The 16,695-nt window shown below is 49.9% G+C and carries 14 protein-coding genes; 5 read left to right on the plus strand and 9 right to left on the minus strand.

The features are described 5' to 3' along the window. Nucleotides 1-46 precede the first annotated feature (46 nt). The 5 genes from NY07_RS02395 to ribA all read left to right on the plus strand — a co-directional run bounded on the left by NY07_RS02395 (nt 47) and on the right by ribA (nt 5,057). Nucleotides 47-745 carry a hypothetical protein gene (locus tag NY07_RS02395; RefSeq protein ID WP_033537715.1) on the plus strand — a complete coding sequence of 233 codons (699 nt, stop codon included), beginning with the start codon at nt 47-49 and terminating at the stop codon, nt 743-745. Nucleotides 746-995: 250 nt separating this feature from the next. Continuing rightward, nucleotides 996-3,113, plus strand: coding sequence for an anaerobic ribonucleoside-triphosphate reductase (gene nrdD / locus NY07_RS02400; RefSeq protein ID WP_033537716.1), 2,118 nt, complete (start codon nt 996-998; stop codon nt 3,111-3,113). 96 nt (nt 3,114-3,209) lie between these two features. After that, nucleotides 3,210-3,695 carry an anaerobic ribonucleoside-triphosphate reductase-activating protein gene (gene nrdG, locus NY07_RS02405; RefSeq protein ID WP_033537717.1) on the plus strand — a complete coding sequence of 162 codons (486 nt, stop codon included), beginning with the start codon at nt 3,210-3,212 and terminating at the stop codon, nt 3,693-3,695. Between the two features lie 147 nt (nt 3,696-3,842). After that, complete coding sequence (locus NY07_RS02410; protein ID WP_033537718.1) at nt 3,843-4,199, plus strand: YibL family ribosome-associated protein; 357 nt, start codon at nt 3,843-3,845, stop codon at nt 4,197-4,199. Between the two features lie 240 nt (nt 4,200-4,439). Then, nucleotides 4,440-5,057: a GTP cyclohydrolase II gene (gene ribA / locus NY07_RS02415; RefSeq protein ID WP_033537719.1), complete on the plus strand. Its 618-nt coding sequence runs from the start codon at nt 4,440-4,442 to the stop codon at nt 5,055-5,057. A gap of 284 nt (nt 5,058-5,341) precedes the next feature. Here the strand turns inward: ribA and NY07_RS02420 are convergent, their stop codons facing one another. From NY07_RS02420 to NY07_RS02460, 9 genes are all read right to left on the minus strand, one after another. Then, nucleotides 5,342-5,686 (minus strand): VF530 family DNA-binding protein, encoded by a 345-nt coding sequence (locus NY07_RS02420; protein WP_033537720.1) that lies wholly within the window; start codon nt 5,684-5,686, stop codon nt 5,342-5,344. 98 nt (nt 5,687-5,784) lie between these two features. Next, nucleotides 5,785-8,196, minus strand: a complete 2,412-nt coding sequence (locus NY07_RS02425; RefSeq protein WP_033537721.1) for a S8 family serine peptidase — start codon at nt 8,194-8,196, stop codon at nt 5,785-5,787. Between the two features lie 524 nt (nt 8,197-8,720). Beyond that, nucleotides 8,721-9,035, minus strand: coding sequence for a rhodanese-like domain-containing protein (locus NY07_RS02430; protein WP_373681775.1), 315 nt, complete (start codon nt 9,033-9,035; stop codon nt 8,721-8,723). A gap of 172 nt (nt 9,036-9,207) precedes the next feature. Next, nucleotides 9,208-9,420 carry a YgaP family membrane protein gene (locus NY07_RS02435; protein WP_033537722.1) on the minus strand — a complete coding sequence of 71 codons (213 nt, stop codon included), beginning with the start codon at nt 9,418-9,420 and terminating at the stop codon, nt 9,208-9,210. Between the two features lie 11 nt (nt 9,421-9,431). Further along, nucleotides 9,432-12,686, minus strand: a complete 3,255-nt coding sequence (locus NY07_RS02440; RefSeq protein WP_033537723.1) for an efflux RND transporter permease subunit — start codon at nt 12,684-12,686, stop codon at nt 9,432-9,434. Nucleotides 12,687-12,716: 30 nt separating this feature from the next. Then, nucleotides 12,717-13,733 carry an efflux RND transporter periplasmic adaptor subunit gene (locus tag NY07_RS02445; RefSeq protein WP_033537724.1) on the minus strand — a complete coding sequence of 339 codons (1,017 nt, stop codon included), beginning with the start codon at nt 13,731-13,733 and terminating at the stop codon, nt 12,717-12,719. Between the two features lie 114 nt (nt 13,734-13,847). Next, nucleotides 13,848-14,558 (minus strand): SIMPL domain-containing protein, encoded by a 711-nt coding sequence (locus NY07_RS02450; protein WP_033537725.1) that lies wholly within the window; start codon nt 14,556-14,558, stop codon nt 13,848-13,850. 64 nt (nt 14,559-14,622) lie between these two features. Further along, the gene (locus tag NY07_RS02455) at nt 14,623-15,009 is read right to left on the minus strand and encodes a VOC family protein (protein ID WP_033537726.1); all 387 of its coding nucleotides are present in this window, start codon (nt 15,007-15,009) and stop codon (nt 14,623-14,625) included. A 103-nt stretch (nt 15,010-15,112) separates the two neighbouring features. Further along, a complete protein-coding gene (locus tag NY07_RS02460) occupies nt 15,113-16,429 on the minus strand; it encodes an OmpP1/FadL family transporter (protein ID WP_033537727.1) in 1,317 nt (438 codons plus the stop codon). Nucleotides 16,430-16,695 lie beyond the last annotated feature (266 nt).

Here is a 16,695-nt window from a genome sequence, read left to right on the forward strand (position 1 = left end):
TTGCTGATTGCTTAGATAATTCTTAGCAGCAGTCGGAAAATTGACAATGAATTCAATTAGCCAGGCCATTAGCGGTTCACAAGCGAGTCTTATTGCCAACACCTATGGTCAGACGGACAAGGGTGTCGATGGTCATCTGTCGGGTGAAAAGGTGACCCTGTCGCACCAGGCGGCACAGACCCCGGAGCAGACGACTGGACCTGAGATTAAACAGGAAGAGGTTCGTTTTTCTGCCAGAGCGGCCAGGGCACAAAAGATTGATGCCATGGCGAAAGATTTCTTTGCCTCTGGTGAGTTTGGCCTGGGAGACATTCCTAAGTTGATCCAACGCCTGCATCAAGATGGCATCTTATCTGAAAGTCAGCTCTCCCGCCTTGGTCAGGCGGGGTTTGAGATCCCCAAGGCCGACGAAGCTCAGCCTAACTTACTTGAGTTTATTAACGCCCAGCGCAGTCAATTACAGGCAACTAAGCCAGACAGTGTTATGGTGTCTATTCTCGATGACGCTGAGTCCGTGCTTAAGCAGATGGATGGCTTAGATAGCCAGGGATTGAATCAAAAGGCCGCCAGGGTCTCGGCGCAGCTGTCGGTATTTGTGAATGGCGATCAGGCTATGACAGATGCCGACAGGTCGATGTGGCAGGGACTGAAATCGACCATGCAATTGGCCGCCTCGTCGGGAAGTTCGCAACAAGCTTCGGGGCAATTACAGCGTTATTTGGCGCTATCTAAACGAATTACGTAATTTATTCACAGCTTGTCCCATTTTTATCCCGTATCTAGCTTTGTTTGAGTGAGAGGTCAAGGCTAGTTTTGGCGATCAGTGGCCTGGTTGGCAGTAATCTTTTGTCGCAAAATTCCATCGGTAAATTCATGATCTGGATCAAGGTACTTGTTCGCAACTTGTAGCTTAATGCGCTACATATTGTGTTCATCGACTATATTGACACTATATATGGTGTTAGTTTGGCCGTTACTTGAGGAGATATTGAACAATGCCAGTGGTTATTAAGCGGGATGGTTACCGCACGCCTTTTGACGAAACAAGGATTCGAGATGCTGTGATCGCAGCAGCTAATTCGGCAGGTATTGATGATGTTGCCTATGCCACGGCCGTGGCCCAACAAGTACGTCAGTCGGTGGCGGAATTTGACAAAGTTGATATTCACGATCTGCAAGATGCGGTCGAAAATCAGCTGATGGAAGGTCCCTATAAGCAACTTGCCAGGGTCTATATCGAGTATCGTCACGACAGAGATGTTCACCGTGAGCTGAGCAGCCGCCTTAATCGTGATATTCGTGGCTTGGTGGAGCAGAGTAATGCCAGTCTGCTCAACGAAAATGCCAACAAAGACTCTAAGGTTATCCCAACCCAGCGCGATCTATTGGCGGGCATTGTGGCTAAACACTATGCCACCCGTCATATTCTGCCAAGGGATGTGGTTTCTGCCCATGAAGCGGGTGAGATCCATTATCACGATCTCGACTATGCGCCATTTTTCCCCATGTTTAACTGCATGTTGATCGATCTGGCCGGTATGCTGACCCATGGGTTTAAAATGGGCAACGCCGAGATTGAAACCCCTAAGTCTATCTCTACCGCCACGGCGGTGACGGCGCAGATCATCGCCCAGGTGGCCAGCCATATCTATGGCGGCACCACCATCAACCGTATCGATGAGGTGCTGGCGCCTTTCGTGGCCAAGAGTTACGACAAGCATTACCAGGTGGCACTGACCTGGGGTATCACTGATGCCAAAGCGTTTGCCACGGCGCAGACAGAGAAAGAGTGTCACGATGCCTTCCAGTCGTTGGAATATGAGGTCAACACCCTGCATACCGCCAACGGCCAGACACCTTTTGTCACCTTTGGTTTTGGCCTGGGGACTTCATGGGAGTCACGCCTTATCCAATCTTCTATGATGAAGGTGCGTATGACGGGTCTAGGTAAGAACCGTAAAACCGCAGTTTTCCCTAAGTTGGTGTTTGCGATTCGAGACGGCATCAATCATAAGGCGGGCGACTGTAATTATGACATCAAGCAGATGGCGCTTAAGTGTGCGTCTATGCGCATGTATCCCGATATTCTCAACTACGAGCAGGTTGAGAAGGTCACAGGTTCCTTTAAGACGCCTATGGGTTGTCGCAGCTTCTTGGGTACCTATGAAGAAGAGGGTGAGTTGGTACACGAAGGGCGCAATAACTTAGGGGTGGTCAGCCTGAACCTGCCTCGAATCGCAATCGAGGCGCAAGGAGATGAGGCGCGCTTCTATCAGTTACTCGATCAGCGTTTAATCGTTGCTCGCCGCGCCTTGGATACCCGTATCGAACGTCTGCAAGGCGTTAAGGCTCGGGTTGCACCTATTTTATATATGGAAGGGGCCTGTGGCGTGCGTCTGCGCGCCGATGATGAGATCAGCCAGATCTTCAAGAATGGCCGTGCATCCATCTCTCTGGGCTATATCGGCCTCCATGAGAGCATCAATGCCCTTTATGGCAATGATACCCATGTGTATGACAGCGAGGAGCTGAGGGCGAAGGCGATTGCCATCATCGAGTATCTTAAGGCGGCGACCGTGCGCTGGCGTGAAGAGTCAGGTTATGGCTTTAGCCTCTACAGCACACCGAGTGAAAATCTGTGTAGTCGTTTCTGTAAGCTAGATACCAAGGCCTTTGGCGTGATCGATGGCGTGACAGATCGCGGCTATTACACCAACAGTTTCCACTTGGATGTAGAGAAGAAGGTTAACCCTTACGATAAGCTGGATTTCGAGCAGCCCTATCCAGCGCTCACCAGTGGTGGTTTCATCTGCTATGGCGAGTACCCCAATATGCAAAATAATATTGAGGCGCTGGAAGATGTCTGGGACTACAGCTATAGCCGCGTGCCTTACTATGGGACCAATACACCTATCGATGAGTGCTACGACTGTGGCTTCACCGGCGAGTTTAGCTGTACCAGTAAGGGCTTTACCTGTCCTAAATGCGGTAACCATGAGCCGAGCAGGGTTTCAGTGACCCGCCGGGTATGCGGCTATCTCGGTAGTCCTGATGCCAGACCCTTCAACTATGGTAAGCAGGAAGAGGTGAAGCGCAGGGTGAAGCACCTCTAATGAGGTGACTGCACCTTAGTTAAAGGTGCTGTGGCTAGGTGAAACTCAAGATAGCAAGGTGCCTATAGGCTCTTGCTATCTTTGTGTGAGGCATACATGAATTATCATCAATATTTTCCCATCGATGTGGTGAACGGCCCCGGCACCAGGGTGACCCTGTTTGTGTCTGGCTGTGAGCATCAATGCCGCGGCTGTTACAACCAATCGACCTGGAATCCCTGCTCGGGTCACCTCTTTGATCAGGCGATGATTGAGCAGGTGATTAAGGATTTGAACGATACCCGTATCAAGCGCCGTGGGTTGTCGCTCTCTGGAGGGGATCCGTTATACCCTCAGAACTTGGACGATATCCTGGCCTTGGTGCAAAGGGTAAAAAATGAGTGCCCTGGCAAAGATATCTGGCTATGGACGGGTTATACCTTAGATGAGCTCACGCCTGCTCAGCGGGCGGTGATCGCCTACGTGGATGTGTTGGTGGACGGTAAGTTTGAGCAATCGCTGGCCGATCCCAGTTTGGTTTTTCGTGGCAGCAGTAATCAGGTGATCCACTATCTTAGCGATAATCATGAGTTTAAGGCTTAAGTCATTTAATGGCACAGTCTGTCTTTGGGCATGATGACTTGTCCGCTTCTTCCCCATTAGTGGTATAATGTTCGCCAATTTTGCAGATGCAGCCTATTTTTAGCTAAGGGCTGCATTTGTATTTTAGCTAGATTTTAAGGCAAGTTAATGAATTTAAAGCAAGAGTTACAGCAATTGAACGATCGTCTCGACAAGTATCGCCGCAAGTTAGATGCGGCTGAAAAACGTGGTGATCAGGCGGTGATTTTGCAGTTTAAGCAAGAGATCAATGCGGTAACTAAGCAAATTACCCACGTCAAGCAGCAGCAAAGCCGCCAACTGAACAAAAAAGGCTCAGAGGTGAGTGAGCTGGCTTTTAGTCGCGCGCTCACTAAGGCGGAGCAGGCCGATATGGGTAAGCTTAAGCGTTCGGTGAAAGGCTTGGTGGTGGTTCATCCTATGACGGCGTTAGGGCGTCAGATGGGACTCACTCAGGTAACGGGCTACGCACCTAAGGCTTTTTAAGCTAAAGCAATGATAAATTTGATGCTGGCGTGAGCGACTTCATAGCCTTGACGCCAGTCAAAGCGTATCCTTATGAGCCAAAGTGGTTGCGGTGAAGCAATAACCGATTTCAACACTCGGGTATTTCACTGTTAGGCAAAAACACATAGAATGCTCGGTCTGAGAAAGGGGAGAATCCCTCCACCTTATTATTCTTCTTTATTCGTGTCTCAGACTAGAGCGAGTTGTAAAGGTTATTTCATGTCGATTAAGTATGTCGCCACCTCTAAGCTTCCCACCCCTTGGGGAGTATTTGCCATGCACGGTTTCGAAGATACAGAGACGGGCAAAGAACATGTGGCGCTCACCTTTGGCGAGTTAGACGCAAACCAGCCTATGCTTGGACGTATTCATTCCGAATGTCTTACTGGCGATGCGCTGTTTAGCTTGCGCTGTGACTGCGGCTTTCAGCTGCAAACCGCCATGCAAAATATTGCCGAGGCAGGCCAAGGCTTTATTCTTTATCTGCGACAGGAAGGTCGTGGCATAGGCCTGCTTAATAAGATCCGTGCCTATGAGTTGCAAGATCAAGGCGCCAATACGGTAGAAGCTAATGAACGTCTGGGCTTTGCTGCCGATATGCGCAAGTATGACATGATCAAACCTATGCTGGAGAAGATTGGTGTGCAGCAAGTGAAGCTGATGACCAATAATCCGCGTAAGGTAAAGGCGATGAAGGAGTTAGGTATTGCCGTTATAGAGCGAGTTCCGCTGCAGGTGGGTAAGAATCGTTATAACGAGGCCTATCTTAAGACTAAATCGACCGAGCTGGGTCATATGATGTCTGAATATCACTTTACCGAAGGTCATCAAGACTAGCCTAATTCTCTGGTCAGCGCCGTGACACTCTCGCGGCGTGATGAGATGTGTCTTTATGCTCTTAACTGAGCTTTCGTTTTACGCCGTGACATCAGCTGCCTAGCGATGACTACCTGCTCTTGAAACGGTTTACCTTGCAGCTCGGCGCTCAGGCAATCATTCCCTTGCAATGCCATGAGCTCTTGGTGTAGCGATTTTCTCTTAATGTCTGAATCTTCTTGTTTATCTCAGATCTTCTTATTTATCTCAGGCCTTCTATCTATGTTGTGATAAACCCTGAAAGATCACTCTTTGCTGCCCCAGATATGCTGATTAACATCCTTTTGCCCCTGACTGTCTGCTGTATCAACGCGTGGTGTCGCAGCAGGCGCTTGAGCGTCACGACCGGTCTCGCCTTTTAGGTGTGGCGGGATAGGCTCGCCTATCATCTTGAGGTAAAGGCGCTCGACTTTCTCTCTAGCCCATTGGGTCTTACGTAAAAATTTAAGACTGGATTTGATAGAAGGGTCGTGATTAAAACAGCGGATATCTATGCGTCTGCCCAACTCTTCCCAGCCGTAGTGATCGACAAGATCTGTGAGTAGGGTTTCTAGTTTGATGCCGTGTAGCGGATTGTTCGCCTGAGTCATGGTAAAGATTTCTAAAAAATTTGGGTCATTATATCAGTTTATTTTGGATGTTTTCGATAAAAAAGGGGACCCTGAGGTCCCCTTATATTGGCATTTGCTTACTGGAAGCTAAGTTCCCAAGCATCGATAGTGCCTGTATCACGACGGGCGCTGTCGACAGCCTTCAGTGTCCAGGTTCCGGCAGATTCAACGCCAGACATGTCCACTGTGTAGCTCTTAATAATGTTGTCAGCACTGCCGCCGCTGTTGTCGTGTAGTACGGCAACTTGACCGCTTGGACTATGCAGCTCAACCTGCAGGTCACCGATATAGGTATGGGTAATGTTAACCTTTACTGTGACAGTGCCAGAGTCGCCGCTACGAGTGACAGCAATTGGGCTGCTGATGCCAGCCGTGTTGTTGTCAGGGATAGCGTAGCTAGTGTTGTTGGTGTAGGTAGCGGCGCCGCCTGTGTTACCGCCTGAGCTTTGCTCAGTGTAGCTGGCCGTTAGGCTTACACCGCTAAAGTCGCTATAGCCTTGAACCATCACATAGTAAGTCCCCGCCTGTGGTGTGCTCACTGGGCAAGACTCGCTGTTGCCGCCTTTCCATGGACGACAGTCGTAGCTGCTTAGAGTAGGCGCCGCACCATACTGAACGTAAAGGTCAGCATCGCCTGTACCACCGCTCATGGCGAAGTTCAGATCGCTGGCACCGGCTGGCACATCGATTGAGAAGTGTAGCTCGTCGCCTTTCACGCCAGTCAGGTTGGTCTTAGCCACGCCATTTTCTAGTACGTTGCTACCGCTGCCTGTACCTGGATCGGTTGGGCCGTTGCAAGAGGCATCGAGATACGCTTTGGCGGCAACTGCGTCGACTAGACCGTAACCTGTCTTGTCATCGCGACCAGCTACATCAAGATCTTCTGCCGTTGCGTTAAGCGCTGCACGAACCTGGGCGGCGCTACACTCAGGGTGATAGCTCCACACCAGCGTTGCTACGCCAGAGACGTGAGGCGTCGCCATAGAAGTACCGTTGTAGTACTCGTAATCTTCAGCATCTGTGTTGGCAACGGTAACATTGGTGCCCAGATGAGCGCGCAGTGCCTGACCGGTTGCGCGATCGACAGAAACAGAAACCATAGGGGCTTCGTTGTTCGTGTCAACCAGGAAGGGGTTTTGCAAACCTGGTAGCGTGGTGTTACTAAAGACGATTGCAGCCTGTGCGCCTGCATTGTTACACGCTTTCACTGCATCGATCTCTGGATAACTAGCGCCTTGATTGCCGACACGCTCAACCAGACAAACCTTGCCAGTCATGTCGCCACAGTTAAAGACGCCACCAGAAACACTACATTCGGCCAGCTCAGCGGTGACAGAACCTATTATCGGTGTGCCAACATAGTTGCCGCTGCTGTCTTTCACAAAGCGGTTATGTGGCACGACGCCATTGTCAAAATAGGACACGCCACCGGCTGTGATGTTGGCCAGACGACCTTCACCACGTGTGACGGTTGACAGAATTGCTTCACCTGGGCCCGAGATCTCTACTTGGTTAGTGTATTGAGAGAAGGCTGCGTGATCTTTGTTGTTATCTACCGCAGCCACAGACATCACAGCGTCGTATGACGCAGGGTAGCTATGAGTGTTGTTACCGGCGTTACCGGCTGCTGCAATCAGTAGCACGCCGTTGTTGGCGTGGGCTGCAAGCGCGTTACGCTCTGTGGTGGTTGATTGCGAACCACCCAGGCTCATGGTTACCACGTTTGCACCATTGTTTACACAAGTGTCAACCGCTGACACTAATGAAGAGGAGTAACCCCAACCTTCGGCGTTAAATACTTTGACCACGTGGATGTTGGCGTTTTGGTTTGGCATAACACCTACTACACCGTCGTTGTTGGCAATAGCCGCGATGGTGCCGGCAACGTGAGTACCGTGGGCATTGTTCGCACCTGGCTCATACCAGTTGCCTGTGCCTGAGTTATTGGTACCAGTTACATTGTTGCCGCTTAGCTCGCTGTGGCTGCGGTCGTAACCCGAGTCGATGATACAGATAGTGCGGTTGCCAGCCATGCTGTCGCTCAGGCTGGTGGCGCCCACAAAGGTTTGGCCCCAAGGTGTGGTTTCGCTGAGTAAACGGCGCGGCATATCTTCTTCGACATAATCCACGTCGGCGCGAAGTTTCAGGGCCTTGATACCGTTTGCATCTAACTGAGCTGAGTAGGCGTTTGAGCGACCGATGCGCTTCATCTGCTTGGCCTTCACGCTGTTAAGTGCTCTGTGTTGTGAGAAAACTTCGTTAGCTCTTGGCTGATACTCACTGAGCGCGTTATCACTGGCCTGGGCTGCAGCTTCGGCATTCTTAAATTTGACTATGTAACGCTTAGGCAGTGGTGAGGCTTGATTGATGCGGGCATTGTCTGCCTGCAGGTGGAGTCCTTTCGAAGGGGCTGCATTGACGTTTGCTGCAATTGCCAGGGCAAGCGCAGACAAAGACATAGCGACCGCAGTTGTCTTTTTAACTGTCATTTTGTATTCCATTTTAAAAGTTAGAATTAATAATTATTATTAGAGTGCATTGCAGCATGACTGCCACAATAACCGTCACTCGGCAGTGAATTTATCTGCTGATGAAACATTTGTAAACAAGGTGTTAAGTTTGGCTGGCGAAAGATTTGGGATGGTTTTTAATACATTTTTATGCACTTGCTAATCAATGAATACGATTGCAATCTGGGTGATTTATAATATTTTTGAGTATTTATTCGAATTTTTAGCGTGTTTATACAGGGTTGGTTTGGCGGGAGAGATAGCGACGAGAAATTGACTGTTAATTTTAAATCTGTGTATTAAATAGAAATTAGATATTCCATAATTGAAATACCTTATATCAAATAGTTATATGATGTTTGACTTGTTACAGTTTAGGTGGGCAATCGACAGGAAGGCTGATAGCTAAAAACCAAGGTGGTAGCTATTTTGTATTGTAAAAGACATCCAAGCCACTGAAATAAAAAAGGCACCTTAAGGTGCCTTTTTAAATGCTGTATTCGTTACTCTTTTACCAGGCTTTGATAGCCACCACCGTTATAGGTGTTGCTGTAACCCAATTTGATCAGGCTTTCCTGTGCTATACCGCTACGCCGACCGCTGCGACAATAGAGCACAACGGATTGATCTTTATCGATATTACGCTTGGTAAACTCCTCGGCAATCTGCTCAAAGGGGATATTTATTGCGTTTGCTAAATGTCCCTCAGCGAACTCCTCCGGGGTTCTGACATCGACAATCATGGCCCCATGCTCAATATGTTCCCAAGCGATTTTAGGGTTTTTCTCTTCGCCGTAACTCGGCGCAGAGACACCCATGATGACGATGAAGAACAGCGCCATCAGACTCATTACAGGGGTTGCTAGCATTTTTTTGGCTTGTCTCACCTTGACTCCTTGTGATCTGTGAGTTTTACCAATCTTAGTCAATAACTGCTCATCCTAGCTTGTTAAAACGCTATTTCTGATCACTTACTTACAGTGATTGGTATTATTTCATGCGAGCCAATTCCGCTTCCGTTTTGATCCCCATCTTCTTCATTAACATGGCTGCGGGGCAGAAGCCGGTAAAGGCGCTTTGAAATAGATTAGCGCCAACAAAGGCGGTTAGCCAGATAAAGTTGGGATGTACAAAGGCGGTGAGCAGCAATGACAACATGACCATAAAGCCAGCAAAGGCAAAAATACTACGTTCGACAGACATACTGTATCTCCTTAAGATTGCGGATTGACCGCGGCAAAATATTCGGGGCGATGGCGCATCACGGCGTAATAGAGCACGGGGATCACCACCAGGGTTAATAGCGTTGAAACCAAGATGCCGAAGATCAGGCTAATGGCTAGCCCGTTGAAGATCGGATCATCAAGAATAAACAGTGCACCTATCATGGCGGCCAGACCCGTTAGCATGATGGGCTTGGCCCTGACGGCGCCGGAATGGATCACCGCCTGTTCGAAGGGCACGCCAGCTGCGGTTTCCTGATTAATAAAGTCCACCAAGAGGATAGAGTTACGCACGATAATACCGGCCAGGGCGATCATGCCTATCATTGAGGTGGCGGTAAATTGAGCGCCAAGCAGAGCGTGACCCGGCATCACCCCAATAATGGTGAGCGGGATCGGCGCCATGATGATCAACGGGACGCTGTAGGAGCGGAACTGACCGACGACCAGCAGATAGATAGCTATCATGCCCACAGCATAGGCTATCCCCATGTCTCTAAAGGTCTCATAGGTGATCTTCCACTCGCCATCCCAAAGCACGGCAATGCTGTCCAGGCCTGAGGGTTGATTGACATAATGCTGGTCAAAGCCCAGACCGCCTTCTTGGTTGATACTGCCTGCGATGTCGAACATGCCATAGAGTGGGCTATCCAGCGGACCAGACATATCGGCTACCACCATGATCATTGGGATCATATTCTTGCGTATGATAGGGGCATCTATGACGCGCTTATGTATGGTGATCAGCTCAGAGACAGGCACAGAGGTCCCCGACATTGTTGTGAGCCTGAGGTTAAGCACCTGCTCCAGATCTACCTTGGCGCCTTCTTCTAGCTGAAGCTTGATAGGTACTGGGGTCTTTTGATTCGGCTTGTGCAAATAGCTCACCGCCTTGCCACCGACAGAGGTCGCCACCAGATCGACGATGTTGCTATAAGGCACGCCCAGCAGGCTGGCCTTAGAGCGGTCGATATTGACCTGCCACTTTTGCTGCGCGGCTGGCAGGTAGATGTCGATATCGACTACGTCCTGCGTGTCGTGGAATAGCTGTTGCAACGCTTTGGCAGCGGTTTCGCGCATCTCGGCGTTGGGGCCATAGACCTCGGCTAAGATAGGTGACCATACCGGCGGCCCAGGAGGCACTTCGACGACCTTGACGTTGGCATTGTATTGCTTGGCTGTGGCCTGAAGTGCCATACGTACCTCAGAGGCAATGCTGTGGCTGTCTCTGTCGCGATCACCCTTGTCGACCAAGTTGACCTGAATGTCGCCCAGTTCCTGGCTTTGTCTGAGGAAATAGTGGCGAACCAAGCCATTAAAGTTCATCGGCGCATTGGTACCCGCATAGAGCTGATAGTTATCCACCTCTTTCACTTTATCCAGCTCTAAGGCCAGCGCCTTGAGGACGCGCTGAGTTTGCTCAACCGGTGTGCCCTCTGGCATGTCTACCATCACCTGAAACTCAGACTTATTGTCAAATGGCAGCATCTTAAGCACTACCAGCTGTCCCACCGGCAGCGAGACGGCAATCATGATCAGTAAGGCAATTGCGGCGCCTAGACCAATTCTTGCCTTACCGGCCTGTTTGCCTCGAACAAAGGGCGAGATCAAGCGAGTAAAGAGTCTGAGCATGCGATCGTCTACGTCATGTTCGCTATCGCTGCTCTGATGGCTATGGCCTTTGAGTAGCTTAGTCGCCAGCCAAGGGGTCACGATAAAGGCGATGGCCAGGGAGATCAGCATCCCCATGCTGGCATTGATGGGAATAGGGCTCATGTAGGGGCCCATGAGGCCAGATACAAAGGCCATCGGCATTAATGCGGCGATCACGGTAAAGGTCGCCAAAATAGTCGGTCCGCCCACTTCGTCGACGGCGATGGGGATCAGCTCCACAAAGGATCGTTTTCCAAGGGCCATGTGCCGGTGAATGTTCTCCACCACCACAATGGCATCATCGACTAAGATACCGATGGAGAATATCAAGGCAAACAATGAGATACGGTTTAAGGTGAAGCCATAAGCCCAGGAGGCAAACAGGGTGATCGCCAAGGTGATAATGATGGCGATACCCACCACCACAGACTCACGCAGACCCATGGTGAGAAACACTAAGATCACCACGGCGGAGGTAGCAAATACCAGCTTAAGGATCAGGGTGTTGGCCTTATCACCTGCGGTTTTACCATAGTTACGCGATACCTCTATGTTGACATCGTCCGGGACTAAGATGTTGTCTATCTTATCCAGTCTTTCCAGGATCACATTGGCGATATCCACGGCATTTTCGCCAGGCTGCTTGCCGATAGCTATGGTAACGGCTGGGTAGATTGCCGACTTGTCGCCATGCCAGGCGTGCTGGGTTGGGATGTCACTATTGAGGCTAATCTTGGCGATATCGCCCAGATACACGGGGGCGCTTTGGCCAGATTCGTCCTGATAGACGGCAACAACCAGCTGCTCAACTTCTTGTTTCGATTTTAAAAACTGCCCAGTTTGTACCTTGATCTCCTGATTATCTTGCACCAGAGATACCGGCATGGAGACATGGTTGTTGCTCGACAAGCTGCGGTTAATATCATCATAGGTAAGGCCATAGAAGCTCATCTTCGCCGGGTCAATGCGTACGTTCAGGCTGATCTCATGGCTACCAACGCTATAGATCTCTCGGGTGCCCGGAATGCGCTTAAGCTCACTTTCCAGTCCCTTGGCGATATGGGTGAGTTGCTCGGCAGATTGCGCCCTGTTTTTCGACCAGAGGGTCAGGCTGACGATAGGCACATCGTCGATGCCACGGGGTTTAATCTGTGGCTCGCCCACGCCGGCATGGCTGGCAACCTTGTCTTTATTGGAATAGACCTGGTTGTAGAGTTTGACTATCGCCTCATTGCGGGGAATGCCAACCTCGAAGATAGCGATGATCAATGCGCCGTCTGGTTGAGAGAAGGAGTAAAGGGTGTCTATGCCCTTGATCTGCGAGATCACCTCTTCCATAGGCTGAGTCACCAACTGCTCGACTTCACTCGGGGTCGCGCCAGGGAAGGGGATATAGATATCGGCAAAGGTGACATCAATTTGAGGTTCTTCCTCTTTTGGAGTAACCATGACGGCAAATAGACCAAGCAAAAGCCCAAGCAATGCCAGCAGCGGAGTAATGGCACTGAGCTGAAACATCGCCGCGAGGCGCCCAGAGAACCCTAGGCGTTTAGTATTGTGCGGTCCATCTGTGTGTCGATCTTGCTGATTCATCGTAATACGGCTCCTATGAGATCAACGGCATTATTGCTTTAACTGCAGCAGTACTTGATAGGCATCGAGAGCGATGGTGTCACCGTCGCTCAGGCCAGAGAGCACCTCGAAACGATCCCCTTGTTTATTTCCCAAACGTACCTGATTGAGAACGAAATGATCCTTGTGCTTGAGGTAAACCGCACTGAGTTCGCTGTTATAGATCACCGCCGATTCGGGAATGGTGAGCGTATTGCGATCGCCGGCATTAAAACTGGCTTTGACCCACATGCCTGGCATCAGGTTGGGTTCTTGAGGCGGCAAGTCAATTCGCGTCTTGTAGCTGTGACTATTGGCGTCGGCAAAAGAGAAGATGGTCAGGGCATCAGACTCTATCTCTTTTCCATTGGCCAGGGCGAGTTTCATCTTAGGGTTGGCTCTTAGCGCGTCGATGTAACGCAGCGGCACATGAGTGACTGCGCGCATATGTTCGGTGGCAAAGCCGCTGAGCAGTGGCTGGCCAGGAGACACGGTTTCACCCACTTCCACATGGCGTGCAGTGACTACACCGGCAAAGGGTGCACTAACGATAGTATATTGCAGGGATTCATTGGCTTGAATAATCCGCGCTCTGGCCGCGCTTACGGCTTGTGCTGCGGCTCTGGCATTGGCGATGGCCTGGTCCATATCTCCTTGAGAGATAGCGCCTTGTGGGAACAACTGCTCAAAACGTTTACGCTGTTTTTGTGCCTCTTCATTTTGAGCCTGGGCACGGGCAAGCTCGGCTTCGGCCGCCGCCAGTTCGGCGCCTTGGGCCTTGCTGGTGATCTCAAGCAGTGATGCGCCCTGAGGAACAATATCATTAACGTCATAGTTAATCTTGATGATACGGCCGGAGGTTTGCGCCGATACCGTGGCCGACTTTACGGCTTCAAGCTGTGCATCTAAGGTGATCCACTGGGGCTGAGACTCTGTAGTTAGGGTTATTGTCGGCTGCTCACTGGCACTCGAAAATAGGCTGACAAGTGACAGCATAATGCCGATAGAAAACGCGTGTTGTACTTGCATGGAAGATCACCTCTTAAAACTTCATAAGAAAATTCTAATGGACTTTTTAAGCTTGTGCAATCTTTTATTAGAAAAATACGATTGATAGGGGCGAAATTATTAGCCCCTTTAAAACTAATCGTTTAAGTAATAGGTCAGAGTAGAAACCACCCTGACTTTTTTAATACTCGGTGTATTACTGTCTCGGTTGCTGATGGTAAATTGTCCCTGAGAGGCGTTTTTGATCTTACCAAGTTGAGAGTCCGAGTCTTTCGCAAACTTCTCAGCGGTTTGACGGGCGTTTTCTGTGGCTGTCTGTACCATTTGTGGTTTTAACTCGTTGAGCCCAGTGAACAGAAATTCAGTGCGTCCGTTGTAGTCTTGATTGGAGATGGCTATCCCTTCTTTGGTCAGCTCAAGAAGATTACCTTGAGTGGCCAGAAGCAACTCGACCCGTTTGGTATAGAGTGAAACAGTGACCTGAGCGGCGTAGCGGTATTTGACGTTAGGGTCGACATAGCCCTGGGCCTGCCTGTCTTCGATAGAGGGGAGCGAGCTTGAGATCTCTTGCTGTGTAAAGCCTTGTTTAATCAGGAAGGCAATAACTTTATCGGTTTTGGTTTGGACCTCTTGATAGAGGTTATTGAGATCGTTATCCACTTGGGTAAAGCGGATGGGCCAGATAGCGGTATCGGCTTTCACTTCTGCCTCAGCGAGGCCTTTTACCGTGACAGTCCGTTCCATGGCGCGCATCTTGATGATGCTGTCACCTAAACTTGTGCCTAACAGATAGAGACCGGCGCAGATAAAGCCGCCTAAGAGAATACTTGCCAGTGATTTTTGCATGAGAAGCGTCCGAGTTGCTTGTCGTTAGCGCCAGCATATGCCTGTTTGGTCCGGTTTTCCAGCGCTATGCTTGGTTACTGGGCTGCCAGAGCTCTACCTTGTTGCCATCGGGGTCGATAAACCAACCGAAACGACCAAATTCAGAGTCTTCGGTTTCCGCTATTAACTCGGCGCCGCCTTCGGCCACCTGGGCCAGCGCTTCATTGAGATCATCGACGATCAGATTAAACATAAACTCTTTGCTTGAAGGGTGAAGGTAATCTGTGTCTTTGGCCATGGGGGTCCACACACTGTAGCCTGTGGCAGCCATTGGCATCAGATTATTGAGGTAAAAGGCTGCGCCGCCCCAGTTTTCTACTGGCACCTGAAGGTAGGTTTTGTACCAGTTGGCGAGTTTTTGAGGATCCTCGCTCTTAAAAAATATTCCACCTAAACCTATTACTTTAGCCATTGTCCATCTGTCGTTATAGGAGTTTGTATTAACTGTAGGAAACTTTTCCAATAACTACAAAAAAGCCGCAGTAGGCTGCGGCTTTTTAAGGACAGTAAACAAGTTAGAACTTGTAGTTGTACTGCATAGAGTAATAGGTCGCGTTAGAGCGAGTTGTAGCATGTACCATGCCGGTATCTGGACCGATTGGTAGGCCGCCAGTGATAGCACTGTGCTCAATTAACTGTACATCTTCACCGCGAACAAAGGCGACACCGAAATCCAGGCTGGCGTGCTTGCTGAGATTAAAGGTTGCACCTGCGGTAAACCACTGACGATCAGAGTCAGGGATTGAGATAGAGCTGACTTCGCCAACGACCCCTTGGTCAAACATATAACCGGCACGTATTGTCCAGTCTTGGTTAAGGGTATAGGTACCACCTATGCTGAACAACCAAGAGTCATCCCAAGCATAGGTTTTTAGGCTGGCTTCAGGAGCCACTGGTACACCACCTACAACACCGTCGGTCACTGTGATCTCATGGAAATCGCCCCAAGTGGTCAACTGCGCTGTGTAGTGCAGAGCAAACTTTTCGGTGAGTTGGTGGAAACCTGCTACCTGGAAGATATCCGGCATAGGGATATTGATCTCATCGAATGCGACAGTGGCACCGGCAATCGGGTTATACATGTCGATATCGCCAGTTGCCTTAAAATCTGGGCTAAAGCGGTAGCTCATACCGAATCTGTGATCGGCGTTGATCTCGTAGACGGCACCTATGATACCACCGAAGGCGACGCCATCGGCTTCAACATCGACCAGATCCAATTGTCCTGGGCCTTCAGCTGTCGGAACCTGTCCACCACGGGTAAGGGTGCCTGTACCATAAATTACATCGACACCAGCACCTATGCTGAAGTGGTCGTTAAAACGGTACGAGCCACTTAGGTTAAGGTTAAAGGTGGCGACTTCAGTTTTACCCAGCAAGTCTAGAGGTCCGGGCAGGCCGTTAACCAACTGCTCTGATAGAGGTGTGGTGTCTGTACCAGTTCCGAAGTTGCTGAACATGGCAACGCCATAGGCGAACTTGTCGTTGACTGGGCTGACGTAGTAGAAGTTAGGGATTATTTTAGCTTCTGCTGCATCGTCCACATGGCCGTAGTGAATTTGACCGAGTACAGTGTCGACGTAAACATCTTTTACGCTGACTTCAACGTCGGCATAGGTCAGGCCAACTGACAGTTGTTTTTCATCGAATAAGGCCATAGCAGCTGGGTTACGAGATAACACTGAAGCGTTATCTGCAATGACGGCGTCACCGGCAAAGGCGCGGCCGATACCGGTCGCTGACTGGCTGTTAAGTTGGAAACCGGCAGCCATTGCTTGTGAGCTGGCGAGTGTTACGGCTACCGCTAATATTGTCTTGTTGAAACGCTTCATAGTTTATTCTCATTATGGTGGCTTGGCGGCAATTTCATGTAGACATGAATAGGCCAAGTCCTTTTTATAAATCCCGTGCATAGTAGGGATGTGCTGCAGCCCCAACAACTCCGACCAGATCGGTTTTTTTGTTGAGTTTCTGTTAACGTTTTTCCGAAAAAATCTCTTGGTGTTTCGTTCGGAACAGGAGAGCTTGTGGTCGCCGCTATCCCACGCATTATGTGGGTTTTGTTTAGGTTTCTCTAAAGGTTAATGGAATGTGAAAG

The sequence above is a fragment of the Shewanella sp. ECSMB14101 genome (assembly GCF_000773485.1).
Lineage (GTDB): Bacteria > Pseudomonadota > Gammaproteobacteria > Enterobacterales > Shewanellaceae > Shewanella > Shewanella marisflavi.